The organism is Paraneptunicella aestuarii (assembly GCF_019900845.1).
Lineage (GTDB): Bacteria > Pseudomonadota > Gammaproteobacteria > Enterobacterales > Alteromonadaceae > Paraneptunicella > Paraneptunicella aestuarii.
Genome location: NZ_CP074570.1, coordinates 555,076 through 579,965 on the forward strand (window position 1 = coordinate 555,076; position 24,890 = coordinate 579,965).

A 24,890-nucleotide genomic window follows, 5' to 3' on the forward strand; every position below is an offset into this window, starting at 1 on the left:
AAACGCTTAAAGTCAGGCTGCGGAATCCTGACTCGCTTGTTGTTCAAGGTAGCTGATCACATTCGCAATTGCCTGATTCACTTCTTCTCGATTATTCCAATCAAGTGCATTCCAATCGACGCCGACATTCATTTGTAGAATGTTGCATTCAAAGAGTTGTTTGACAATGTTCGGGTCGGAAATGTTCTTGAATTGAAACGGCTTGTCTTGTTTGAGAGCCGGAGCTTTGTCGCCACTTAAACGTTCTCTGATTAATCGATTAATCTCTTTTTTATCGAGCACATTAAACAGCTGGCGTTGATGTTTTTCTGCGTATTCGGCTTCGGCATCCAATACCACTTTCTTGGCTTTGGTGAGTGGTAAACTCAAGCCGCGCTCATATAACTCAGTCACACAAGGGTAGCGTGTTAATACGTTGTAGTTATCGTAAGCACCCATTGAAATGCCCATTAAACTGGCATTGTCGCGCACGGTCAGCTTCTTTTGCCCTAGTTGCATTCTGGCGTTCGACAATTCTTCCAATTCCAATTGTGCAGCCACAAAAGCCGTTAGTTTGCCATATTGTGGCAGGTCAACCCGGCTGGCATTTTCCTGAAATTGTTTGGTGCTTTTTAGCAATGGAGGACGGTCGTACACTTTGAATTGAGCGGCTGCGCCACTGCCAAAGGTGTAGATCATGGCGAAGAAGCGTCGATGACCCGTAAGAATCTGATACTGCCCGTTACCGAGAGGATAGATGCTTGGCGCGTGAATGAGTTCGGAAACGGCAATGTGTTTGGAGAGTTCTATAATGCTTTCGATACTGTCTGCCGCTTTTTTCCAATCTTCGGAGCCTTTTTCACAACAGTTAATAAAGCATGCTTTGCCAACAATGACCTTATTTTCTGCTTTGTACAGTTCTAGTAACTGGCGTTTGGAAAGTTTACGGCTGGTGAGCTGTTTGGCGTGTTCATCGCTAATTATAACGGAGGGTAAAAAGCGGGCGTTGTCGGGGTCTGGAACGATATGACTGAGAAAAATAGCCCGATAATCCACCCTTTCAGCTTCAACAGAGTTGTGCTGTCGCAGCGAAGTAAGTAACTGCTCCTTTAATCCAAATTTTGTCATACTGACGTCTTCTGACCTCTAATCATGCAAGTGCTCGTGAAACACTCGACTTTTGTGTACTACCAAACCACAAGTGCAAGTGGACGAGTCCAGGTTAAATGCAGAGTGCTTTCAAGCACTCTTTTGATTAACTATAGACGCGTAATATAGAGCTTACGGAATACTGACCTAAAAATGTTTCTTTTCATGTTGAATGTGTCTGCACATCAGTTTGTATAAATCAAAAATAGATCAAGTTCTCGTTAAGAAATACCGAATACTCTCGGTTGCCTTAATAATAACCAATGAAACGCGTCATATCTACATGGATTATATCCGTGTCTTAATTTTATGACTCGTTAAAACTTGTTTTTGTTCGGTTATTTTATTGAAAATGATAGGAAAATATTTCTCATTGTTATGCCCTTTTATTATCGCATTGTAATTTTTGGGGTTTAATAATGTCCCTTTTGGGTGTTTCTTGTTTTACATTTTTATGCTTAACAATCAAACAGTTGTTAGTGTTTTTAAGCAAAATGCCAAGGTGGTGTATTTTTATTGCTTTTGGTGGAATAAACGGCTTTTGGAGACCAATTTCTTGACCCTTATGAATAATCCCGTATAGTGGCTGAGTTCGAAAATTTTTACCGTTCGAGCTGAAGTCGTTTTCATGGTAGGAGATAGTTAATGAAGTTAACGCAAGAAAATCTGGAGTTGGTTAAATGGGCTTTTTTGCAAGGCTATCGTCAGGGTTATAACGATTCTGAAAACGGTGTTTACATCGACGAAGAACAACTGGCTATTCACTTTCTTGAAATGTCTGAAATGGCAGATGCTGAATCAGTTGATAGCTCATCTACTTCTCGCTCTCATTCTTCCCTTGCATCTACCGCACAGCAAAAGGTACTGGATTTAGAGTTAAGCTAATCTTATTGGTTCTATGATCGCGTTTGCTTCCTTGTTTATTAACGTTTCGCGCGTTATTTTGTTCTTCTCAGGCTCTTTGTCCCTCTTAATCTCGTCATGGATAAAGTAATGAAGCAAAATTCTCAATACGTCCGAATATGGCGTACAGCTATGCAGATCCCTAAAGGCAAGGTTGCCAGTTACGGTCAGGTCGCTGACCTGGCTGGGTTGCCGGGAAGAGCTCGCTTGGTCGGAAAGGCAATGGGCTATGTGCCTGATGATATGATCGTTCCCTGGTATCGAGTGCTACGTTCTAATGGGCAAATCGCCTTTCCCGCGGGTTCAGAATATGCCGAGCGACAAAAAGGATTGCTGCAGGAAGAAGGCGTGGCTGTATTCAATAACCGGGTTAAGCTAGCCGAATTTCAATGGCAACCTGATTTGGCTGAGTTGCTATTTAATCTGGATTACTAAGCTCTCTAAGCGTTTTCGATGGATTGGTTAATCATCGATACTCTTCACAATCATGGTCATTTGATCCACGGTGACATCTGAAGGACACACCCCTTTATTCACCAATTCCGTGCGCAATTTTTCAGGCCGGGTTCGCCATGAACGATTAAAGTTCACTTCAATATAGCGACGTAATTGTTTTTGCAGGTTTCTGGTTAGGCAAGCCATAAACACACCTCGTTTACTACTTGGTTATACCTTGGTTATCGTCTCATTCTGCTTGTTGCTAAAGCAAAAATAGGCAGCATAACTATCAATAAAACTTAACTTCATGAAACATCTATTATTTAAATTAACGAATGAGTGAGAAAATATACATAAGTCTTTAGTCCTAAGTTTAAGACCTTTAGATATACCTTATGAGTTGGATTAATAAGTGGGATGAATGCGTAAGGTGGAAATAGAGAGAGTAACAGGGCGGGATTCCACTTTGTTCAATAACTAATCAACGGATAATAATCTAAAGTTTCAGTCGTTAGTGCGTGTAGAACTTGTTCAACCGCACACTGTATTCAGCATTATTTTCCTTACTTTGATGTTACAGTAGCTCAATATTTAAACTTAATAACCTGATTAAATATGTGGGATCTCGCCCTGGAGAGAGTAATGTGAAAGGTAATTTGGGAAGAAAGGCGTGTTGCTTTCCTTCCCAGATCACTGATTAACTTAGTTTTTTGATTCAACGTAAGCTTTTAATCCAGCAGAGATAATCATTAACCAACCTTGTCCCAGGAATTGGCGAGCACCTTCAGAGACCGGGCCATAGATATGGTCGTCAATGTGTACCAGCGTGCCATTTTTATATGGATGGAAGGTGAGTTTCAGCATATCCGTTGCCGGGCCACCATATTGAGGCTTAAGGTTGCCGACGAACTCAATGAAATTGCCAGGGTAAAAACTGGTGATGGTGAACCACAAGTTTTCTGCACCAGCCGGGTTGCTTTCATACAAGCGACCGCCAGTTCTTAATTCAAGATTAATTCGGGAATTGTCTAAGGCGTTGAATTGCGGCGCCCACCAGTTTTGAATTTCTTGCGTAAATGCTTTCCACACTACGTCTGGTTTTGCGTTAATCGGCACTTGGTTTTCAATATGTAGTGCGTTCATTGTTGCCATAATGGAAGTTTCCTGTAGTCAAAATATCAATATGTGAATGGGGTGAATGCTGCGCTTGCCCTGTTCGACTGCATTGGGAAATTTCCCTTGTTTTGTTGCAGTTAGTCAGCAGTGAGTCACAGTGAGCGACATCAAAATGCGCAGCAATAAAGAGGAATGACTACCTTCAAGGCATCACTCATCTGGAATTCTTTTCATGCTTTCTGGAAATTTAATATTCGCTTAAATGACTTTAAGCGATGCTTGCTTCCAACACCCATTCAAGCGGTAACAAAATGTCACATGGATGGTAAAAAATCAACCGTGTTGAGCTCGTGGGAGAGAATTAATTTGGGCTAAAGATCCATGTCGGGAGGCGTTTGAAGCCCTATCGTGGGCTGGTTTAATAACACTTCACGTTCTTTCCAGTCGGGTAAGAAGCGAGTCATAAGGTCTTTAAAGTGTTGATTGTGATAGCGTTCATGCAAATGAACCAACTCGTGAACTAACACATACTCCAGGCAATCGGGATGCTTCTTGGCAAGTTCAAGGCTTAACCAAATGCGCTTTGCCTGAATATTACAGGTTCCCCAACGGGTGCGCATTTTCTTGATACCCCAATCATCCACTGTTTTGCCAACAATAGGTTGCCATTTTTGCAATAATGCCGGAATGGCTTTTTTGAGCTGACGGCGATAAAGGTTGTCGAGCAACTTTTCTTTATCAGAAGCGGTATATTTTGAAGGCACCATCATCAATATGGACTGATCCGACGTGGTGCGAATCGATGAGCGTTCCAATGAGTGGCTAACTTGTAGCGTATAAGCCTGACCCCAAAGAGGATGCAGCTCACCGGTCTCAAAATGCAATTTGGGTTGGATATGTTGTGCAAGTTCGTTTTTGCGTTGCAATATCCATTGGTGGTTGTTGCGCATGAATTGCTGCACTGCGCTGTCGGGCAAATAGTGTGGCGCAGATATGCGGACTAAACCATCTTGCGCATTCACTTTTAATCGTAAGGTTTTCATTGCCTTGCGATGCACTTCCACTTCCATACCAAACCATTGGTGTTTGCTCACCTGAGTTTTGGGCTTGGTGCTTTTAGCGGAAGAGAAGAATCGGTTCAACGTCGCGGCTCTGTAGTTTTGTCGAGTTATGGTAACAGATAAATCCTGTATGTCTTTTCCTTATCTTTCAATTTTAGAGCGGTTATATCTTCATTGTTATCAATATTAATACTATTTAATAGTTTTTATCTGTTGACCATCCATCAATAAAAACTATTATGTAGATATATTTGATGTTCAGGAAAGGAAAATGGCTAATAGAGAATCGTATTTGGGAGAATTTGAGCACGTTGTTTTACTGGCAATTTTAAGCCTGAAAGACAACGCATATGGCGTGACCATTCGCGAAGCACTGAAGCACAGCATTGCAAGAGAAGTTGCGATTGGGGCGATATATGCCACGACGGAACGTTTAGAAAAAAAAGGATTACTCACCTCAAGAAAAGCGGGTGCAACTCAGGAACGGGGAGGCAAGGCCAAGCGCTATTTTAGTGTGACACCGGATGGAATGAGCATGTTGCAGGAAACGCGAAAACAGCTGGAAATACTATGGCAAAACGCATCCATTAACCTTTTATCGCATATCTGAGTACAACAGGAGGCACGATATGAACAAGGAAATACAGAACCCACCTAAATTGGCTATGAAATTGTTGGAATGGCTATTACCTGAAAAGGTTAAGGAAGAAATATCTGGGGATCTAATCGAAGAATTTAACGGCTCGGATGAACCATTGAAGAGTCGAAATTTTAAATTTTGGCACCAAACTCTCGCTACTTGCTGGCGATATTCTATAAACAAGCAAGCGATTTACACTGGCCTTGGCGTTTCACTCATTTTAAGCGTTTTCTTCGTTATGCTAACAGCCATTACCTTTTTAGCATTTGGTAGTGACGAGGTTTTTGAGCATCCTTACTGGACTACTGGGGCGCTTCATCAGTTCTTTCTGGAATCGCTGTTCTGGGATTCTTTGGCTAATGGACTGATGTTCGATGCCAGTATTGGCCTGTTATTCAATATCCCTTCTTGTATTTGGACTGTTGGATGTTTTTTGGTATTGCATTGGTTTGAGCGTCGGGAAAGGTTAAATCTGCGAAATTACCTGTTTTTTGCGTTCACTGCATTAGCACTTCCTTATGGGATTGGAATGCTTTACTTCAACGTTAATCAAGTTCCACTAAGAGAAGCCGGGCCCATAATTGCCTTTATGTGGTTGCCCATTGTGTACATGATTATTCCATTGGGTTTTGCGTTGTTGAAGAGATGGAAAGTGGAGAGAATGACGCTGAACGTTTGATGTTCATCCTTTGTAAGGCCGCTAAGTTGAGGATATCTTCAAATACAAAAAGAGCAATTATAAGAAAAATAGACATAAAAAAAGCGCCTGAGGGCGCTTTTTTTGAAATTCGTAAATTCGGATTAGCCGTTTTTAGGTTTCATACCTTCTTGGGCTTTCTTTTTGGCAGAATACATTGCTGCCATGCGAGCCACTAATTTCTTTGTCTCTTCAGACATTGATAAACCTTCATTTAAACCTAAAGGGCGTTCAGTATATTTCATCAGCTATCTGATTTCCATTGTTTTTCAGTGGCTTTGTTTGGGGGCTTACATCTTCGCTTTTTTGTAAAGCAGCATTTTGTTGCAAGTCAGCTTTATCTTCTAACACCGCAATATGCATACTGATAATTCTAGCCAAAGCTAATTGTAACGGTAAGGTGAAGTCGCAAAATAGGCTGAAGTTCTTTTCATTACCGGAGAATATATCTTTCTTATTACGGTAGATGTTCACCACCCCCACCATTTTTGCTGGCTTGAGTGAATGGTTCATAAAGCGCTGTGATGAAATGGGTAAGCTGACAATAGAGCGGCCTTTTTCATCATTGGTGAAATATTCAACGGCTTGTTTGGCAAGTGGAGCCGAATAACCATTTTCGCCAAGCTCTTTTGCTCGACTTATGGTGTCGGGAATAAACTGCGGCTGGCAGCTTGCCAGTGCATCGGGTGCTCCGATCATGTTGTAATAATTGTGAGTAGTGCTTTGTTCGTCCGACCAATACACCGGAAAAATGGCGTTTTTCACCTTATCGTCGTGAAGAAACTGGCAGGCTTTAAAGCTGGCTCTATTATTGTTTTGGGCATTGGACTGAGAGTTGGTATGTGTATCTTCTTCCGAAATATCAATAATGCTGACGTCGTCAGAATCCACTAATACGCTGTAGCGTTTATCCAGAATCAGCTGATATTGAGGAGTGGCTGCAACGCCAATATTGAAGCGGTGTTCAAAGTCTTTTTCTTCTCCTAATGCCGCTAAACGTTGTGGGTTTTGCGCATGTGTAGTCAGCATCAGGTTAGCGCGATACTGCAAGTTGGAACCATTGCCCAAAGGCGCGTTGTCGTAATGTCCGGCAAGGCGCGCCAAGGCCACAAGGCAAGCGCGAATTACCGAGCGCTGGCTTTCCAGCAAGTCTTCACATTGAGCTAAGCGCTCGTCTTCAGGTTTTTGTAAATAATCGCTCCATTCACTTGCCGTGACTTCTACCGCAAAATCTTCCATCACATCGGCGTATAACGCCAAACGATGGGGAAAGGTTCGAGGTGGAGCCAAGCGAATGGTTTCGTGCAGTTCATTAATGTATTCCGCTTGCTGCTTGTCTTGTTGCTTCGCTTTGTCAGCCACATGGCTACCGTGTTTAATAAAACCAAACAGAGTCAGGGCGATAAAGCCGAGCACTAAATCAATGCCATATTTTGCCTGGCCTACAGCATTTGCCGCGGGCGAAAACCATTGCAAAAACGCAGAGGACGTTACCGAGGAATAAATACCGATTGCCAATGCAATCCAGGTGAGAAACTGCCCTGTGATGTGGTTGCCCAGCACCTTATCTTCTAACTCGATATTGCGTATTTGCGCTTTGAATTTATGGCAGAAGAACCACGAGATGAGGCTGATAAGCGTCAGCACCAAATCCAGTTTATGCTCTTGCCACAGGGCGGATAAATCGGGATATTGACCGGCCGTAAAGGTGACATCACCAAAGGCATCAGCCAACATCAGGCAAGTTAAAAAAGTGAAGCTATAAAGCCAGACAGAAATGCCGGTTTTCAGATTTGATCCCACAGACCATGATTGCTGCATTACATCATCTTCCTGAACATAGCGCTTGGGCTGTTGAGCTCTCTGTTTTGATTACTAACAGGCTGCTAATAGGCTATTAAGAGCAAGCTGGCGCTTTTAATTATTGGTATTGGCTTAAGGTGAATTAAGCGGGTCTTACAATAAGCGGGATAATTCTTACCGAATTGGCCAGGAAAGTAAAACGTTGAATGCAAGTGATGGATATTGTACATAGGTTGAACGGCTCCTGTTTCGCTATTCAATTATTTTTAGCGCGGGAGCTTCCCCTACGTCGCCAATTTTTAGGGATGTATGGTACGATTCTGTTACTTATGAAATAGCAGTCACTCATTAAGTCGTTTATATATTGGGCGGTGACAAACATTGGTTGAAATAGGGTTCAATTAAAAGTGAAGGGTATATTTAAAAAGGTGTTAAATGCTTTGCTGGGAAGGCAAAAGAAATTAACTGTACCGAATAAGGTGTATATTGCTGAAAAGAGCACATTACATAAACTCCCAATATCATCGAAAAAGATTTCCACCTTTAATTCGCAATCTGTCGGCACGTCAAGTTTTGAAAAGACCACTCCGATTTCTCGCTCTGGTTTGAATAAAGAGCACGATTTAGAGGTTATCGACAAAGAGAAACGCGATTCTGAAAAATGTCAGCGCATACTGAATTATTGGCTGGATGCAGAGTTATTCGATTTACCTGAATGCCCCATATATAACGAGAAGGATTTGTTGAGTGTTCCTGCCGATGATTTCCTGGAAATATGGAATGGTAACGCAGTTTCGAGTTATCAGCGCGGCAAGCTGGAGCTGAATAAAGATAGCCGTATGCTGGTGATGTTTCAGTGTCATCGTGCTGGATATATTGCGAAAGACTCAGAGCAACACCCTAATTCAGAAATACCCCGAACCTATTTGGTTGGTCAGGCACTGATTCCGAACTGGAATGAAGAATTAAGCTGTTTTACTTGGCGAAGGTCTGAGGAAGACCAAGACTTGACGGTCAATTTAGCGACGATGCGCACACTATATCGACGTTGTCCTCCATCCGCAGCATCAAATATGAGCTTATCTGACTGGATTGAAAGCCGAGTAGATATTATTGAAAATATAATGCATCGAGAATTGGCTTGGGAGGATGATAACACGCCATTGATAACGGAGGTGCTGTTACAACGGTTAACGACCATCAACCGGAAACTGGCAGGTGAATTTTGGCCAGAAGATAATTCTCGTGAGTTCATGTTGGGGCAATGCCAACCTATAGATAGTCGTTTTCAAAATGCCGAGAAACGCGAAGATGAGCTGAAATACAAGGGAAGGAGACTGAAAGATGGTGCGGTGACTTTCAGGTGGCGTTTCTGTTATTACCCGGATGGTCTAGAGAAAAAGCAATTGGGGCCGTTTTTTGTTAATGATCTGGAGAGTTGCATTCAGCGCATCGTTAAAGACGGAAGTCGCGGGATGTCAGAACCATTAAAACGTTATTTGTTGGGGGCGGAAAAACAATTTGAGATCCCCTCGGCATTAAATAATGCAGCGTTTTTTAAACCGCTAACAACGAAAGTTATCAGGGGACGATGGCCAGAGAATCCTGAGTATGGTTTATCTCTATTACAGACAGTTGCTGTAAATGCTGGTGTGAATTATTCGAAGCATCCACTTTTGGCTGTCAACGGTCCACCAGGAACCGGAAAAACAACCTTATTAAAAGATATTATTGCTCATCGGTTTGTCCAGAGAACCTACGATTTGATGAGCTTTATGGATGATAAAAACTGGTTGGACAACATTGATGCAGTAAGAGTCATTATGACAAATAGCATGGTTGTAGCGTCGAGCAATAATAAAGCGGTTGAAAATATATCCAAAGAACTTCCGGCTGCAGCTCAAATTCATGCAACTTACCTGCAATCAATGACCCATTTTAGTGCCGTTGCTGGTGCCGGATCATGGGGAGTATTTTGCGCGGTACTTGGAAATTCCACCAATCGCTCAGCGTTCAAAGAGCAATTTAAAAAGCTTAAGATGTACTTAAAAGGAGCTCATGATTATTTTCACTTAAATGCCTTGTGGAGAGAGCTACAAAAGTCGGATAGAAATCATTCAGGAGAGATTGTAGAAGGCTTTCTAAAGCGCTGGTTGGAAGAGAACAAACTGAATTCTTTGGCAATGGACATAACGCGTTCCCATGCCTACAAGAATAAGCATGGCAATTTTTTGGTCGCGTTTGTCGATGCTTTACAGCGAATTGCGAGTTCCGAACTTAACATTTCTCAGTTTACAGAAATCTGGAATGGCTTTGATGACGGACAGTGGAATGAGGCTCGTGACGCCTTAAAAGCTTTTAAATCACAATGGTTTGCTTCTGGCGAACATGAGAAGTACCAAGCTCAAAAGCTACAAGATGCCAAAAAACGATTTGCAACTCTCTATCACTTAATCGAAACCTTGCAACCGTCTTCGAGTGATTGGGGTATGCAAGCTCTTCATTATTTGCTGCAAGAAGAACACTATTCAATTCAGCCCGATGAGAGTGGAGATGACGCTGAACGACGTTTACAATTGAGTATGCCGTTGGGGGGCGTGAAGCTTAATCATGCGCGTAGCGAGCTGTTTGTGGCTGCGCTTGCATTGAATGAAGCATTATTGGAAGTTTCCGCAAAGCAATTTATAGCATGTTTTGATGATGTGGAACGCCTGATCGATGGGCGCTTGGAAACTAAAGAAAAAATCCCCGAGCATGCCAAGCTCTGGGCTGTCTTGTTTGCTTTCTTCCCTATTATAAGCACCTCGCTTTCATCGGTAGAAAACCAATTTAGACTGATGCAAAAACCCGGGGGATTCGGCTTGGCCATGTTTGATGAAGCTGGGCAAGCGGTGAATTACCACGTCGTTGGCTTACTGCAACGCAGTAAACAAGCCATTTTTGTTGGCGATCCTATTCAGTTAGAACCCGTGGTACAAACCCCGCAACAGATTGATTTGGCTATTGCGGAGGATTTTATGCCTATATCAACCAGTGATACGGAACATTATTGGGGAGATGATTATTTGGTAACTGTGAGTTCGGCGCAATCTGTAGCGGATCGGGCTGGAAGTTTTGTTGCTCGAATTGGTGAGCGCAAAGTGGGATTACCGCTTTTGGTTCATCGACGCTGTGTCGAACCCATGTTTTCTATTGCCAATTTGATTGCTTACGATGGAAAAATGGTTAATGCAAGCCATGCCTTTGATTGGAAGGCGATTCCGAGCGGATGGCTTCATGTTTCTGAAAATAGCAATGAAATAAATCGTCGTGGTTATTCAAATGAGAAAGAAGCGAATGCGGCAATTCAGCTTATTCAATACCTTGCTGAGTATCAGCCCGAGATGGTGAGAAAAGGCGTCTATGTAATTACACCATTCACATTAATGAGTTACGAGTTACAAAGAGTTTGGCGCAGGTGGGCCAAAGATATTAGCAACCATACATGGATGAAGCAGGTCGTTGGCTTGAAAGGACAGAATATGGATATTGAAGGCTTTGCCACACATAACATAGGAACCGTGCATACTTTTCAAGGAAAAGAGGCTTCGACAGTTATTCTATGCTTGGCTGCATCAACTGTTCGTAATAAAAGTGGTGGTATATCCTGGGTAAATAGCAGACCCAATTTGCTCAATGTTGCTGTGACGCGCGCCAAGCACCACCTATTTGTAATTGGTAATATTGATGACTGGCGTGAAGGAAAGCTATCTTCGGAATTGCAGTTCAGTGGCATGCAATGTTACGACAATTTTGACGTGCTAAAAGCCGCAACAGCAAAGCTCTACAGTGAAATGCTCTTTGAATCTGAAACGAGAGCGATGTCGCACAATAAATCTGTTTTTAAATTTTAGGCAAGTGATAGTCATCAAAGAAAAGGAATAAACATGGTAGTTTGCTTAGTTAGTCCAACTGGTTCTTCGCCGTACTTTTCAATAGAAGCTTCTTTCCGTATACCGTTAATTTTATAGCGAAATGTCCAAGAAGCGGTTTTGCTCGATGAAATTCTTAGATAGAGCTTGTCATTTACTTGAAAACGTCCCGTATCGGCTTTTTTATCAAGGATTTGACTTGTTGAGCATTCATTGTGTGGTGGCAAAGTGGTTAAACCTGGAAGTTGTCATACCATCTTTGTCACCATTTAAATTGGTCTAAGCAAATTCCTTTTGTCCGTTAACAATTTGCTAGCATCTCTTTTGGGTGTAATCTCTCACAGATTGTCGGTATATAGCAGACTTGCAACAGAATCAAAGATGAAGCTGGATGGCGTTAGTTGGAGAGGCCGTACTCAATGCTGGTAGTTATTAGCTACACCAGCTTGAATTGACTTAAAGTAAAAATCCCCGTTCTGATCCCACAAGCTATAGTTCAGTGGTTGATATCCTGCTTTTACCGCCATGACATCCATCAATAATCGAGAACGCAATCGCGTTTGAATCGTTTATTATTTTTTATTTGTATCTTGGTAAGCGGCAAATTTTGTAAACTTGTTTTCTTTGCTAAATAAATAAGTTACAACGACGCCATTTGGTTTGTTATACAAATATACGTATCGTCCATCTGGATTTTGATCGATATAATCTGGGGTACCCAAACATTCTTTAATGAACACATTAGATTGCCCCATCTCAAAGCCGCCAAGAGATTGTGGACAATCTTTTTTAGACGTCTTTTCATTCATTTTTGTAATTTCAAAGTCTGCCGCGTCCAAGCCAGATTCTTTGAATGTGATAAGAAACTGAGTTGCCTCATTTTTTTTCTTTATAATCCACATTTCACGCCAAGATCGTGACCCAACATTTCCGACGGGATGCTGAATAACAAACTTAAGAAGCTCCGAGTCATTGATACTGGCTCCTGTTATTTTTTCCAGACCTGCTGTTGCATCCGAAATGAGTTTGGTATTTGCCAGTGTCCCCTCTTTTGCCACTCCCGGTTTGATCTTTGAAACAGGTGTAAGTTCTTCGGTAGATTTGCACCCTGACAAAAGCACAAGACTCAATGATAACGCGATAATGTATTTCAAAATATTTCCTTATTTAACTGCTCTGTGTTGATAAAACATATGGCCTTAATTGCCAGTATAGCCACTGGCAAAAACATCATTCAATATTCTGGATCTAACTTGATGAATGTGGTGAAAAACATATAAATTTCAAGTAATTAAATCGAATTTTTGAAAGTTTATTCGCCTCGTGGGTAACCACCTTCTACGGTGTGATCACCTGTTTCCTCATTCACTCGACAGTCATTTTAGTACGAAAAATCAAAAAGCAAAGTGGTGTGCAACTATTCGCGTAAACACTTTGATTTGGCTCCCTTAGGGTACCTTCTATTGATAAATGTTGACAAACTAAAGCGCTTATCCCAGGTTTATACCGTTATAGAGGGTATGTCTTCCGCCTGTGCTTTTAAATATTCTGTTCTCGCGAAAATGTTGTCACGTAATGCCTCAAAATACGGGATGTCCTCGACCGTGACATACGCTTGTTCTTTCAGGTCGTTGATAAAAACACGACCAGAAAGTCGGCTCAGTACTCTATCTGCGAGTCCAACCAATAGTCTCGACAATAGCCTTTTGTCGATATTACAGGTTTCAGCAAAGTCAGCCAGTTGATAGGCGTGAATGTCCTTTGGCTCAAATTCATCGCCCATTGCCATTGCTAAGACATGCTTAAATTGTGGGAGCAGGGCGATATTCACCAAATCATAAGCAGGCGTAAATCGCGCATTTTGTTTATCGAAATACAACGAGACATTTTTGCCATGACTGTCGTAATTGCTGATCATTAGATTGAATAATTGCCACTGGATCAGCCATTGTGTGCTTTCAACGGGTGAAGACATGCGCTGACAAAATTCAAACAGTTTCTCTAAACTTGCGCCATCCCGAATGTGCTGAACATCTCGCCCATCACCAAGGTTGCGTTCGTATTTGTGATCTCTTGATAAGTTGAGGGCTTGGCAACCATCTATCACGTGACGCCTCAACACTTTGTTATTGTCACTCATATATTTGCGGTCAAATCGTTTAACGATAAGCGCCGGATGAGAGCCAAAACGTCTAAACGTTACATCGGCGGTAGGTAGCCCAATCGCTTTTGATAGCTTCATACAGAAGAATTCGTTTAATACCAGATTGGGGCAGTTTTTCTTTTCAAACTTCAGGATATGGGTGGAACACAAAGAACCGTCGCCAAACCCAATTTGCCCAGCTGCATCAATAAAGACATTGAGTTTGTCTTGCACACCCGCAACGCTGAGCCGTGGCTTGTCATCCCATGTCAGTAGGCCGAACTCTTCCTTATTATCGAGCCTTTCAATGAGTTCTCCGTCTTCAAGTGCTCTAAAGACGGGTTGTGGCCCATCTACCTGACTTTCTTGTGCCGGTTTAAAAGTCACCGCTCCAGCTAAGTCTTTGCCTATAGCACGGACTTGCGAATACACGTTTTTTTCTGAAACACCCAGGTTTTCAGCCAGCAGTTTGCGTGCTTCACCCTCAGGTAAGGCGTTATCAAGGTAGTTGTAGGCAACCTCTGGCGTATGTCGGTTGTTGAGTGGCAAATGTGGCGAAATGGCAAAACCGTTTTGCTGCCATTGTGGCGAATAGCTTAGTTTTAACAGGTTTGTAGTGCTATCCAGAGTCAATGTACCGATGACATCATCACCATAACTTACATTCAGTTGGTATGCATGGGTGTTCGCCATTGGTTAAACCCATTCCTCGTCTGATGAAGAGTTCGCTGTCGGCGTTAGCGCTTTCGATGTCAGCTTGATACCCAACCCATTCAGAACAGAGAAAACCGCAGCTAAGGTACAATTCGCATTACCGTTTTCAATACGTGACAAGGTGTTAATGCCGATCCTGCATAGCGCTGCGCAGTCGGCTAGTTTAATACCGAGTTCTGTGCGCTTGGCTTTGATCAGTTGCCCAAGTATCTCTGCGCTATCGATAAAGTCGGTACTTGGCATGTCTGAAGCAGTTACTTTCTTAGCCATGAGATTGTGATCACTTGAATATTGTTCACCATAACTGGTGATTATAGAGTGGTTATGTGAAATTTCAAATATAATCACTGATAACGGTGAATATTTCTATGGGGTTAGAGATTTACTAAATAAATAGCCGATAATGGTGATTAAATAGTTGCATCGTATGATAAATGTAGAAGTTAGCTGTTCCAATTATTTGTATCTACATTCTAATTATAGCGCTTGGCTTATGCTGCTTGTTTCAGATCCGAACGTTTTGGCATCTCAATGGCTCTGTTGATCAATTCATTCCATAGATAAAGCACCATGTAATCCCCCCGAAAAGTAGCAGCAGTTTTTAGTTCGATATTTGGGTTTAGGCATCAGGACGGAGCAGTAATGATTTGGTAATCTGATCATTAAGAGAAGGAAAAGTTCAAATCATTTGTTCAACAAAGCTGTTTTCTGTCACCGAATCTGTCACCACTTTTTTGAAACATACTAGCCTAAAAAGATACCAGCTGAAAAACAAAAACCGCTAGAAGTAGCGGTTTTGCTGGTGATAGATATTCCTTGAAACTGGCAGAAACATCATTCAATATTCTGGATCTGCTCTCTCATCTGCTCGATTAACACCTTCAATTCTACCGCTGATTGTGTGATGTCGGCGTTGATGGATTTTGAACCGAGTGTGTTAGATTCGCGGTTGAATTCTTGCATCATGAAGTCGAGGCGTCTGCCGCAAGCGCCGCCTTTAGTGATGATGTTGCGAGTTTCTTTTACGTGTGCTTTTAAACGATCCAGTTCTTCTGCCACGTCGATCTTTTGCGCCAGCATGACCATTTCCTGTTCTAAACGGCCTTCATCCAGTTCAACTTTGGCTTCTTCAAAGCGAGTGAGCAGTTTTTCTCGTTGCCATTGCAGGATTTGAGGCATGTGTTCTTGTACTTTGGCACTTTCTACTTCGATTCCGTCCAAGCGTTGTTCGATCAGCTTTTTCAGCTCTTCGCCTTCGGTGGCGCGTGCGGCAATGAAATCATCAAGGGTTTCGTCTAGACCTGCTAATAATGCTGCTTGAATGGCGTCCATATCGGCTTCTTCGGAGGCGACAACTCCAGGCCAACGTAAGATATCTAAAGGATTTACACCCGTTGATTGACCATGTGACTGAACCCAGTCCGCTGCTTGTAAAACCTGTTTTGCCAGTGCTTCGTTTAGTGTGATTTTGCTTGCTTCGGCACCTTCGCTACTGAAACGTAGAGCGCATTCTACTTTCCCGCGTTGTAGTTTTTTACGGAAACGTTCTCTTAAAACAGGTTCCAAGCCTCTGAATTGCTCGGGCAAACGGAAGTAGGTTTCGAGAAATCGTTGGTTAACTGAACGAATTTCCCATACGGCTGTTCCCCAGGAGCTCTTGAGCTCTTTGCGGGCAAACGCTGTCATACTGTAGATCATGTGGCATTTCCTTGGTGATTTGCGAGTATTCTATACCGATAACTCCTCATAGTTAAATGAAGAGCTTGGCTTCCTTGCTTAAATATTGTCTTCTGCCATAATAGCGACCATTGTGATGCATTCATTTCGGGTGAGTCCGAAGTGGTGTTGGAACTTTTTGTAACTAAGGAATAAGGAATGATTAACTTCGCAAAGAGGCTTTTTCTAGTCTCGTTCTTTTTCTTCTCATTTTCAGCATTGGCACAATTAAGCCCTGCTGATTTTGCTCGTGCTCCTGAATATCACGACGTTAAGCTTTCTCCTGACGGTAAACACATCGCTGTTGTCTTGACTCAGGAAGGCAAACGTAAATTAGCCGTATTTGAAAGTGAGTCTTTTAAGATGGTTGGCGCTACGGCTTTTTCTGATACTGGTGAGGTGGGTGATATTCACTGGGTTAACAATGAACGTATTGTTATCGAAATTCTTCAAAAGCGAGGGTGGCGAGAGCAATTGGAGAACAATGGCGAATTATATGCCGTTGATTATGACGGAGGACGCGGCGAGCTAATTTATGGTTACCGCGCCGGTGGAATGAGCACTGGAACCAATATTAAGCAACGTAAAGGCATTAAAGGTTGGGCTCAAATTATCGATTACCTGCCTGACGATGAAGAGAATATTTTGATTTCTTCTACCAAGTGGTCTGAAAGTGAAACCAAATTAGCGACGGTTCATAAGCTGAATGTTTATAACGGCAGGCTAAGTTCTACTATTGCTGGTTCTACTATCTCTGACCCGGTTTTCTTGGCTGACCAGCAAGGAAATCTTCGTCTTGTCTATGGGAAAAATGAAAAGTATCAGCGTGTTGCACAAAAATTCGATGCTGAGAATGATAAGTGGATTGAGATCCCTCAAAGTGAGTTTGGAAATGATTTTCAACCTTTAGGTTTTAGTAAATCTGGTAAGTGGTTATATGTGTTTGACAATCTGAATAACGATAAAACTGGATTGCACAAAATTTCCATGACAACAGGTGAACGAAAAGAGCTTTATACTGATCCTGATGTCAGTATTACCCAAGCGGTATTTAATGGTGAAGGAAACGTCGTCTATGGATTACGCGTTGATCCTGATTATCCGACTTACATTATTTTTAGCAGCGCCACGGAAGAAGCGAAAACTTTTAAACACCTGATTCAGAAATTTCCCGGCAATAGCGTTACCATTACTAGCCAAAGTAAGGATGGTGTATGGAGCGTTGTTTTTCTGGGCGCGGATGCCAATCCCGGTACTTACTATCTGTATAACAAACAGAACGACAGCTTTAAAAAGCTGTTCGACCAAATCAAGCTGGACACCAGTCAATTGTCTTCGGCTGAGCCGGTTAAGTTCCAGTCGCGTGATGGTGTAACCATTAATGGCTATTTAAACCGTCCTGTTGGAGCCAAGCCAGAAGATAAACTGCCACTGGTGACCCTGGTTCATGGTGGTCCTCAAAGCCGAGATTATTGGGCGTTTGATCGTGAAGTGCAAATGCTGGCCAATCAGGGATATGCCGTATTACGTATCAATTTTAGAGGATCGAGTGGATATGGAAATAAATTCTGGTCGGCAGGGCACAAGCATTGGGGCGATACCATCATGCATGATGTGATTGACGGGACTAAATGGGCGCTTGCCAATAAAAACCTGGATGCCGGAAAAGTGTGTGTAATGGGGACGAGCTTTGGTGGTTATGCGGCTGTGCAAAGCGCAACAATGGAACCTGATTTGTTCAAGTGTGTGGTGGCAACCGCCGGGGTATACGATCTGGAGTACATGAACAAGGAATCTATTGTTTTAGATACTTCATGGGGTGAAAGCTTTCTGAAAATGGCTTTAGGTGAAGATATCGAAAAAATGCGTGCATTTTCACCCGTTAATAACGTGAATAAGCTAAAAGCTGCTATTTTGATTGCTCACGGTGGTAAAGATGAAATTGTACCTATTGAGCATGCAGAGAAGCTTGCAGATAAACTGAAAGAGCTAAACAAACCTTACAAATGGTTTACTAAAGACTTGGAAGGGCATGGTTTCTTTAAAGAAGAAAACCGTGCTGAATACTACGAAGAAGTCGCCAGGTTTATGAAGCCTTATTTGCAATAAATATCGCAATAAACAACGCCAGGGCGCCGAGTGCGCCCTTTCTTACTTTTCATTGTTTGCTACACCAATACCAAGCTAAGAAAGCTTTGGGATATAACATCAGGGAGAGATTATGTACCGTCAAATTTTATCTCGCACAATATCCACTTTAATTATTCTCATTTTATTTTCTCTCGCGATGTCTGCGAGCGCTAATCTGGCTCCTTAGGTATTTGCTAAAACGGGCGATTATGCGGATCCCAAACGGTCAACCAAGTGGAAACACAAGCAAGCCTTACAAGTGGTTTATCAAGGGAAAAGAGGGGCATGGATTCTTTAATGAACAAAATCGTGAAGAATACTATGAAGAAGTCGCAAGGTTTCTGGGAGAATCCTTGAAATAACGATTATAATAAGCCCGTTTTTCACATATCACATTCAAACTGAATTTATGACTCGGGAGATCACGATGCGACCAAGCGGTAGAACAGCAGGGCAAATTAGACCAATTACTATTACTCGTAACTTTACCTGCCATGCTGAAGGCTCGGTGTTAGTTGAGTTTGGGAATACAAAAGTGCTGTGTAATGCGACGGTTGAAGAAGGTGTTCCCCGTTTTATGAAAGGTGAAGGTCGTGGTTGGGTCACTGCCGAATACAGCATGTTACCGCGTGCAACTCATACTCGCTCACAACGTGAAGCCGCTCGTGGCAAACAAGGTGGTCGTACGTTGGAAATTCAACGCTTAATCGCTCGTTCTTTGCGTGCAGCCGTTGATTTAAAACTGCTGGGCGAAAACACTATTACTATCGATTGCGATGTGATTCAGGCCGATGGTGGTACACGAACTGCTTCTATTACTGGTGCCTGTGTTGCTTTGGCCGACGCGCTGACATGGATGCGCAGTAAGGGAATTCTTAAAAATAATCCGATGAAGTGTTTGATTGGTGCGGTTTCTGTTGGGGTATACAAAGGTGTACCTGTGGTGGATTTGGAATATGAAGAGGACTCCGCTGCTGAAACAGACATGAATGTGGTTATGACAGATACAGGCAAACTGATCGAAGTGCAGGGCACAGCCGAAGAAGAGCCATTCAGTTTTGAAGAAATGTACGAAATGATGGATTTGGCCAAACAAGGCTTACGTGAAATTTTTGATATGCAAAAAGCTGCATTGAACTAAGCTAAAAGTTGTTTGAGAGGTTGAGCCAGATGCAGCAATATAAACAAGACTTTCTTGAATTCGCCTTACAGCGTGAAGTGCTGAAATTCGGTGAATTCACATTGAAATCAGGGCGTACCAGCCCTTACTTTTTTAATGCCGGATTATTTAATACGGGCAATGATTTAGCTCGTTTGGGGCAATTCTATGCAGCGGCATTAGTGGATTCTGGTATTGAGTTTGACGTTTTATTTGGCCCTGCCTATAAAGGTATTCCTATTGCCACAACGACCGCTGTTGCATTGGCCGATAAGCATAATATCGATAAACCCTATTGCTTTAACCGCAAAGAAAAGAAAGACCATGGTGAAGGTGGTAGTTTGGTTGGTAGCCCGCTGCAAGGTCGCATTATGCTGGTGGATGATGTGATCACTGCCGGTACGGCGATTCGTGAATCAATGCAGTTAATTCAAGCGCATAATGCGTCTTTGGCTGGTGTATTGATTGCCCTTGATCGTCAGGAAAAAGGCCAGGGTGAGCTGTCTGCTATTCAAGAAGTAGAGCGTGATTTTAATACTCAGGTTGTGGCAATCGTAACGCTCGCTGACGTGATCCAGTTTATTCAGGAACGTGAAGAGTTTAAGGCTCACTTGCCAAATATTGTTGCGTACCGGGAACAATATGGCATCTGAGTACGCGACCGGAGAATTTGCCAGCGCACAGCATGAATTGGATGCCTTGGGGTTACGTTGTCCTGAGCCTGTTATGATGGTGCGCTTGCAGATTAGAAAGATGCAAGAGGGTGAAACTCTGCTGGTGGTGGCTGATGATCCAGCGACGACCAGAGATATTCCCAGTTTTTGTCGATTTATGGATCATCAACTCATTGCGAGTGATACCGAAACGAATCCCTTTAGATATCTGATCAAAAAGGGGTTATAACTTTAGCAGCCATCGGGAGAACAGTATGTCTCGTCCTTCTCTGGAATTCTGGTACGAATTCGCTAGTCCTTATTCTTATTTATCTGCTTTGCGCATTGGCGAACTCGCTGATAAACATGGATTCGATATTAAGTGGAAGCCCTTTCTGCTAGGAGCCATTTTCAAGTCTCAAGGCATGGCCGATACACCCGCCAAGCTATTTCCTGCCAAGGGAAACTACATGTGGATGGATGTTGCACGTACGGCGAAAAAATACGGTTGGCGTTTTCAAAAACCAACTGTGTTTCCTGCTTTTGCGTTACAGGCAGCTAGAATTGCCATTCTGAGTGAAGGGCAAGAGTGGGAAAAAAGCTTTTGTGAGCAGGTGTTCCAGGCTTACTTTGAGAAAGATCTCGATATTGGTCAGGATAATGTAATTCAGGATATTTTGACTTCGTTGGGGCTCGACGCTCAAGACGTTTGGCAGCAAGCTAACTCAGACGACAACAAAAACAAGCTTAAAGCTCAAACTCAGTCAGCAATTGACTTGGGGTTGTTTGGTGCTCCTACTTTTATGGTAGGGGAAGAGATGTTTTGGGGTGATGATCGTCTTGAACAAGCGATAGAGTATCTTCTCGGTCAGTAATTTATTTAACCTCAGCACTTTTTCATCAGGGACTTAGGGGAAAGTGCTGGTTTGCCATTCGCTTCGCTTTGTTGCACTTTACTGGTGAGAATGTTAGCGTAATGAGCCTGTGAACAATGAGTGTTCACCAATGGAATATTTTTGATAAGGAAATCATTATGAAACAACAAGTATCTTCTCTTTTTTCCATTCTCAAACTGAGCTCACCACGAGCAAACAGCTTATCTATTTTCAATCGTCTTTCTTCTTTAGGTATTCCGTTTCTTCGTCATACTAATGGTGCTTCAGCAATATGGCGAAAATGTTTTTTGTCGGTGGTGGTGTGTTTGTTGTTAATTCAGGTGGGTATCACTCTGGAAACGCCTGGTGTGGCATTACCTGCTTGTGATAATGCTCAGGTGCATGATGTGGCCTTTAAGCTATTGCAGCAAGATATGCATTCTCGAGGAGTGAATACCAATGGCCTGAAATTGCAGTCGTTTCGCCAGATGAATGTTCATCGTTTAAGCGTAACGTGCCAGTTTACTGTGCAACTGGCAGGTCAGGAAGCGACAATGTATGCGACTATTGAGGGTATACAACGGGATGCAACATTTGAATTATCCATCTTTCCTGCTGCACAAATTCAATAGCGGTAAATATCGAAGATTGAGTCAGATTTTAGTCCCCGGATTTCAGGGGCAAATCACTGAACATCTGGTAAATACGCAAGTCAAATACAGGTAACATTGTGATGAAATGCTCCATGAGTTGCGCTTGTATTTTTTCATAGTTCACCCAAGCCTTATCAAGGCTAAAGCAGTACATTTCTATGGGCAAACCATGCTCCGTGGGAGGTAACTGGCGAACCATTAAGGTCATGTTCTTATTGATAAGCGGATGACGTGATAAATAGGCTTCCATATAGGCGCGAAATGCTTCCAGATTGGTAATCTGTTGAGCATTAAGCGGATCATAATTCTCAGCCTGAATGCCTTTGTTGAAGTCAGTAATTTCCTGCTCTCGTGAGTGTAGAAAATCCTTAAGCAGGTGAATTTGTGCCAGTCTGGACAGCATATCTGAATCGCAAGCCTTAATGGTTTGAATATCCATATTAAAGCCGCGTTTAATGCGACGACCGCCGGATTCCTGCATACCTCGCCAGTTTTTCACCGACTCTGTCATTAATGCATAGGTTGGGATAGTGGATATGGTGTTATCCCAGTTCTGAACTTTTACTGTGGTTAAGCCAATTTCCAGAACATTACCATCGGCGGAGTATTTCGGCATTTCAATCCAGTCACCGGTATTGACGGTGCGATTGGCAATAATATTGATGCCAGCGACAAAGCCGAGAATAGTGTCTTTGAAGACTAATAATAAAACCGCGGTTAAAGCGCCAAGTCCAGATAATAACAGCGCGGGAGACTTGTCCATGATTTGCGCTACCACCAACAGAACGGCGATGACTGTCACTGCTAATTTGGCTACCTGAATAAAACCTTCAATAGGCACTCGTTTGGCGTAGTCCGAACCATTGTAGCCGTCCTGAATGGTATTGATGAGCGCGTTAATCGCGCCTGTTATCGTTAAAATCAGGTAGATGTTGGCGGTTGTCTCCAACATAAATTGCAGGCTGCTATCTTCTTTGAACAGATAGTGGCTGGAAACGTTGATAAAAATAGCGGGAATAGCATGGTTAAGGCGCAGGAAGAAACCATGTTCAATCAGGGAGTCATCCCATTTGTTTTTGGTTTTAAGAATAAGGTTTCTGAGCTTGCCATCCAGTAGCAGGGTACTGAGATGGAAAGTCAACATGGCGGCAATCAATAAGCAAAATAGTGCAGTTATTTGATAGATTTCTTCATAGTAGGCTTCGGCAATTTGCCAGTCTTTCAACCATAAAACCAGATATTCACTAAGGTAGTTATCTTGCATAAAACCTCTTTGTTATTTGCCCCGTTTCTCCAGAATTTCTGCAATATATTGGTCTTTTTGCTCCCAGTTTTGGTTCAGTGTTTCCTGAAAGCGTTGCCTAAATTCCGGGTCATTGAAGTAATCACCGATTAACCCTTTATCAACGGGAACCAGTTTTACATGCATAATGATGTGTTTCAGTTTCCCTTTAAGCATATCCAGCATGACATGTCCTGTGTTTTCGGGATACTGCAAAGTGACTTCAATCGTATAACTAAATAGCTCTCCCATGCTTGCTATGGCAAAGGATATGCCGCCAGCTCTGGGTGGCAGAAGATGCTGATAGGGACTATTTCTCAGGATCTTTTTCCCTTCGGTGAATCGAGTCCCTTCTACAAAGTTAATGACGGTTGTCGGTGTGTCTTTGTAGCGTTCACAATACTTGCGTGTCGTTTCAATATCTTTGCCCTTGAGCTCGGGTTTCTTGGCGATCTGGGCTTTGGAGTAACGGCGCATAAATGGCATCTCTAATGCCCAGGCTGCTTGCCCAACAAAGGGAGTCCAGAACAGTTCTTGTTTAAGGAAGAATTTCGGGGCGGGGATATGCTTGTGAGCCCAATTCAAAATAAGAATGATGTCCAGATAACTAATATGATTGGATGTCAGTAAATACCAATGATGCTTATCTGGATTGCCTTCCAGCTTGTAATCCCAGGTTGGTCGGTTAAATAGCTTAATGAAAAATACACTGGTGACACCGTACCCACCCTCACAAAAAGCAGCAAAATGATTGAGTGCTCGACGAATTGGGGTAAAAGGAAGCAACAGCTTAAAGGGCACTAAACTGATAATCAGCCCAGCCCAAAAGATGAGAGTGAAAAGTTGTGCCAGAAAATGTAATGGAAAAATGATAAAAACCATGAGGAGTTACGATACTAATGTACATCCGCTAATGAGTTAATAGTATTGTCTTTTTGCTGCCAAACTTCGTTTAACCAACGCTGAAATACGACTCTTTCATCTTTATTATTAAAATAATCCTGACCAATAACGCCTGATTCGCGTAATTCATTGAGTGGCATTACCTTCACTTTAACCTGAATACGTTTCACGCTGCCGCTAACGAATTCCCAGAAGGTGGGTGTGCCATCGGGATAAAAGATGGTGACATCAACCAGCTTGTGCAAATTGCTCTGCATGGCTTCCAGTACAAAAGCAATGCCGCCAGCTTTGGGCTTGAGCAAGTGCTTGAATGGTGATTTTTGGCGTTGATGCTTGGCTTCGGTAAATCGAGTGCCTTCAACAAAGTTCATCACGCTGACAGGCTTAAAGCGAAACTTCTCACAGGCTTTACGCGTTGTTTCCAGATCTTTGCCTTTCAAATGCGGGTTCTTTGCCAGGAAGGATTTTTTATAGCGCTGCATAAATGGGAAGTCGAGCGCCCACCAAGCTAAACCAAGAACCGGAACCCAAATGAGTTCTTTCTTGAGAAAGAATTTCAAGAATGGGATCTTGCGATTTAATACGCGCTGCAATACCAGAATATCTACCCATGAACGGTGATTGGCGATCACCAGATACCAATCTTTGGGAGTGAGAGATTCCAGTCCTTCTACTTCCCATTTTGTATTGCTTGTTAGCGCTTGATTCCAGCTATTCACTGTTACCCAAGAGGTGGCACAGCTGTCCAGAAGATAGGAAAGTAATTTTTGCCAGGGAGGGATCGGCAATAATTTCATCAGTGAAAAAATAAAAATGGGAACAAACCAGATTAGGGTGTTAATGACATATCCCAAAAAGGATATCGAGCCAATGATATTTCTCATGTATTTATAATGATCAGAGGTTAATTAGGTTCAACGATGAAAGAGTCGCGGATTATATACAGTTTTCACCATAACCTCTAC

24 protein-coding genes are annotated in these 24,890 nt (G+C 42.6%); 11 read left to right on the plus strand and 13 right to left on the minus strand.

All coding sequences use genetic code 11. The features are described from left to right. Window positions 1–12: 12 nt before the first annotated feature. Entirely contained in the window at window positions 13–1,107 is a 1,095-nt protein-coding gene (locus KIH87_RS02335) for a ParB/Srx family N-terminal domain-containing protein (protein WP_232359936.1), read from the minus strand. A 666-nt stretch (window positions 1,108–1,773) separates the two neighbouring features. On the opposite strand from KIH87_RS02335, the gene KIH87_RS02340 reads away from it, so the two are divergent. Together KIH87_RS02340 and KIH87_RS02345 are read left to right on the plus strand one after the other, a co-directional pair. Next, window positions 1,774–2,013 (plus strand): hypothetical protein, encoded by a 240-nt coding sequence (locus KIH87_RS02340; protein WP_232359937.1) that lies wholly within the window; start codon window positions 1,774–1,776, stop codon window positions 2,011–2,013. A 108-nt stretch (window positions 2,014–2,121) separates the two neighbouring features. After that, the gene (locus tag KIH87_RS02345; protein ID WP_232359938.1) at window positions 2,122–2,466 is read left to right on the plus strand and encodes an MGMT family protein; all 345 of its coding nucleotides are present in this window, start codon (window positions 2,122–2,124) and stop codon (window positions 2,464–2,466) included. A 27-nt stretch (window positions 2,467–2,493) separates the two neighbouring features. Here the strand turns inward: KIH87_RS02345 and KIH87_RS02350 are convergent, their stop codons facing one another. From KIH87_RS02350 to KIH87_RS02360, 3 genes are all read right to left on the minus strand, one after another. Continuing rightward, window positions 2,494–2,673, minus strand: a complete 180-nt coding sequence (locus KIH87_RS02350; RefSeq protein WP_232359939.1) for a hypothetical protein — start codon at window positions 2,671–2,673, stop codon at window positions 2,494–2,496. 498 nt (window positions 2,674–3,171) lie between these two features. After that, on the minus strand, window positions 3,172–3,621 hold the full coding sequence (locus tag KIH87_RS02355; protein ID WP_232359940.1) for an SRPBCC family protein: 450 nt from the start codon (window positions 3,619–3,621) through the stop codon (window positions 3,172–3,174). Between the two features lie 335 nt (window positions 3,622–3,956). Then, window positions 3,957–4,727, minus strand: a complete 771-nt coding sequence (locus KIH87_RS02360; RefSeq protein WP_232359941.1) for a M48 family metallopeptidase — start codon at window positions 4,725–4,727, stop codon at window positions 3,957–3,959. A 190-nt stretch (window positions 4,728–4,917) separates the two neighbouring features. Here KIH87_RS02360 and KIH87_RS02365 point away from each other — a divergent pair, with 190 nt between their 5' ends. Together KIH87_RS02365 and KIH87_RS02370 are read left to right on the plus strand one after the other, a co-directional pair. Next, window positions 4,918–5,256 (plus strand): PadR family transcriptional regulator, encoded by a 339-nt coding sequence (locus KIH87_RS02365; protein ID WP_232359942.1) that lies wholly within the window; start codon window positions 4,918–4,920, stop codon window positions 5,254–5,256. A 19-nt stretch (window positions 5,257–5,275) separates the two neighbouring features. Beyond that, entirely contained in the window at window positions 5,276–5,965 is a 690-nt protein-coding gene (locus KIH87_RS02370; protein WP_232359943.1) for a hypothetical protein, read from the plus strand. Window positions 5,966–6,087: 122 nt separating this feature from the next. Here KIH87_RS02370 and KIH87_RS02375 read toward each other — a convergent pair whose 3' ends face one another. Together KIH87_RS02375 and KIH87_RS02380 are read right to left on the minus strand one after the other, a co-directional pair. Further along, window positions 6,088–6,228: a hypothetical protein gene (locus tag KIH87_RS02375; RefSeq protein WP_232359944.1), complete on the minus strand. Its 141-nt coding sequence runs from the start codon at window positions 6,226–6,228 to the stop codon at window positions 6,088–6,090. Continuing rightward, entirely contained in the window at window positions 6,215–7,804 is a 1,590-nt protein-coding gene (locus KIH87_RS02380) for a hypothetical protein (RefSeq protein ID WP_232359945.1), read from the minus strand. The genes KIH87_RS02375 and KIH87_RS02380 overlap by 14 nt, the downstream gene beginning before the upstream one ends. A 389-nt stretch (window positions 7,805–8,193) precedes the next feature. Here KIH87_RS02380 and KIH87_RS02385 point away from each other — a divergent pair, with 389 nt between their 5' ends. Then, entirely contained in the window at window positions 8,194–11,679 is a 3,486-nt protein-coding gene (locus KIH87_RS02385) for a DEAD/DEAH box helicase (RefSeq protein WP_232359946.1), read from the plus strand. A 590-nt stretch (window positions 11,680–12,269) separates the two neighbouring features. Here the strand turns inward: KIH87_RS02385 and KIH87_RS02390 are convergent. The 4 genes from KIH87_RS02390 to KIH87_RS02405 form a co-directional block, all read right to left on the minus strand. Then, window positions 12,270–12,851: a hypothetical protein gene (locus tag KIH87_RS02390; RefSeq protein WP_232359947.1), complete on the minus strand. Its 582-nt coding sequence runs from the start codon at window positions 12,849–12,851 to the stop codon at window positions 12,270–12,272. A 347-nt stretch (window positions 12,852–13,198) separates the two neighbouring features. Next, a complete protein-coding gene (locus KIH87_RS02395) occupies window positions 13,199–14,533 on the minus strand; it encodes a HipA domain-containing protein (RefSeq protein WP_232359948.1) in 1,335 nt (444 codons plus the stop codon). Window positions 14,534–14,536: 3 nt separating this feature from the next. Further along, window positions 14,537–14,824 (minus strand): helix-turn-helix domain-containing protein, encoded by a 288-nt coding sequence (locus KIH87_RS02400; RefSeq protein ID WP_232359949.1) that lies wholly within the window; start codon window positions 14,822–14,824, stop codon window positions 14,537–14,539. Between the two features lie 564 nt (window positions 14,825–15,388). Further along, on the minus strand, window positions 15,389–16,252 hold the full coding sequence (locus KIH87_RS02405) for a YicC/YloC family endoribonuclease (RefSeq protein WP_232359950.1): 864 nt from the start codon (window positions 16,250–16,252) through the stop codon (window positions 15,389–15,391). Between the two features lie 177 nt (window positions 16,253–16,429). Between KIH87_RS02405 and KIH87_RS02410 the strand changes: the two genes are divergently transcribed. From KIH87_RS02410 to KIH87_RS02435, 6 genes are all read left to right on the plus strand, one after another. Further along, window positions 16,430–18,379: an alpha/beta hydrolase family protein gene (locus KIH87_RS02410; protein ID WP_232359951.1), complete on the plus strand. Its 1,950-nt coding sequence runs from the start codon at window positions 16,430–16,432 to the stop codon at window positions 18,377–18,379. Between the two features lie 448 nt (window positions 18,380–18,827). Next, window positions 18,828–19,541: a ribonuclease PH gene (rph, locus tag KIH87_RS02415; protein ID WP_232359952.1), complete on the plus strand. Its 714-nt coding sequence runs from the start codon at window positions 18,828–18,830 to the stop codon at window positions 19,539–19,541. Window positions 19,542–19,570: 29 nt separating this feature from the next. After that, a complete protein-coding gene (pyrE, locus tag KIH87_RS02420; RefSeq protein WP_232359953.1) occupies window positions 19,571–20,212 on the plus strand; it encodes an orotate phosphoribosyltransferase in 642 nt (213 codons plus the stop codon). Next, entirely contained in the window at window positions 20,202–20,462 is a 261-nt protein-coding gene (gene tusA, locus KIH87_RS02425; RefSeq protein WP_232359954.1) for a sulfurtransferase TusA, read from the plus strand. The genes pyrE and tusA overlap by 11 nt, the downstream gene beginning before the upstream one ends. Before the next feature lie 25 nt (window positions 20,463–20,487). Beyond that, window positions 20,488–21,087: a 2-hydroxychromene-2-carboxylate isomerase gene (locus tag KIH87_RS02430; RefSeq protein WP_232359955.1), complete on the plus strand. Its 600-nt coding sequence runs from the start codon at window positions 20,488–20,490 to the stop codon at window positions 21,085–21,087. 158 nt (window positions 21,088–21,245) lie between these two features. After that, window positions 21,246–21,719: a hypothetical protein gene (locus KIH87_RS02435; protein WP_232359956.1), complete on the plus strand. Its 474-nt coding sequence runs from the start codon at window positions 21,246–21,248 to the stop codon at window positions 21,717–21,719. Between the two features lie 28 nt (window positions 21,720–21,747). Here KIH87_RS02435 and KIH87_RS02440 read toward each other — a convergent pair whose 3' ends face one another. From KIH87_RS02440 to KIH87_RS02450, 3 genes are read right to left on the minus strand one after another with little or no spacing between them, the layout of a single operon-like run. Next, window positions 21,748–23,004 carry a mechanosensitive ion channel family protein gene (locus KIH87_RS02440; RefSeq protein WP_232359957.1) on the minus strand — a complete coding sequence of 419 codons (1,257 nt, stop codon included), beginning with the start codon at window positions 23,002–23,004 and terminating at the stop codon, window positions 21,748–21,750. A 12-nt stretch (window positions 23,005–23,016) separates the two neighbouring features. Beyond that, window positions 23,017–23,904: an acyltransferase gene (locus KIH87_RS02445; RefSeq protein ID WP_232359958.1), complete on the minus strand. Its 888-nt coding sequence runs from the start codon at window positions 23,902–23,904 to the stop codon at window positions 23,017–23,019. A gap of 14 nt (window positions 23,905–23,918) precedes the next feature. Next, window positions 23,919–24,809 (minus strand): acyltransferase, encoded by an 891-nt coding sequence (locus tag KIH87_RS02450; protein WP_232359959.1) that lies wholly within the window; start codon window positions 24,807–24,809, stop codon window positions 23,919–23,921. Window positions 24,810–24,890: the final 81 nt, after the last annotated feature.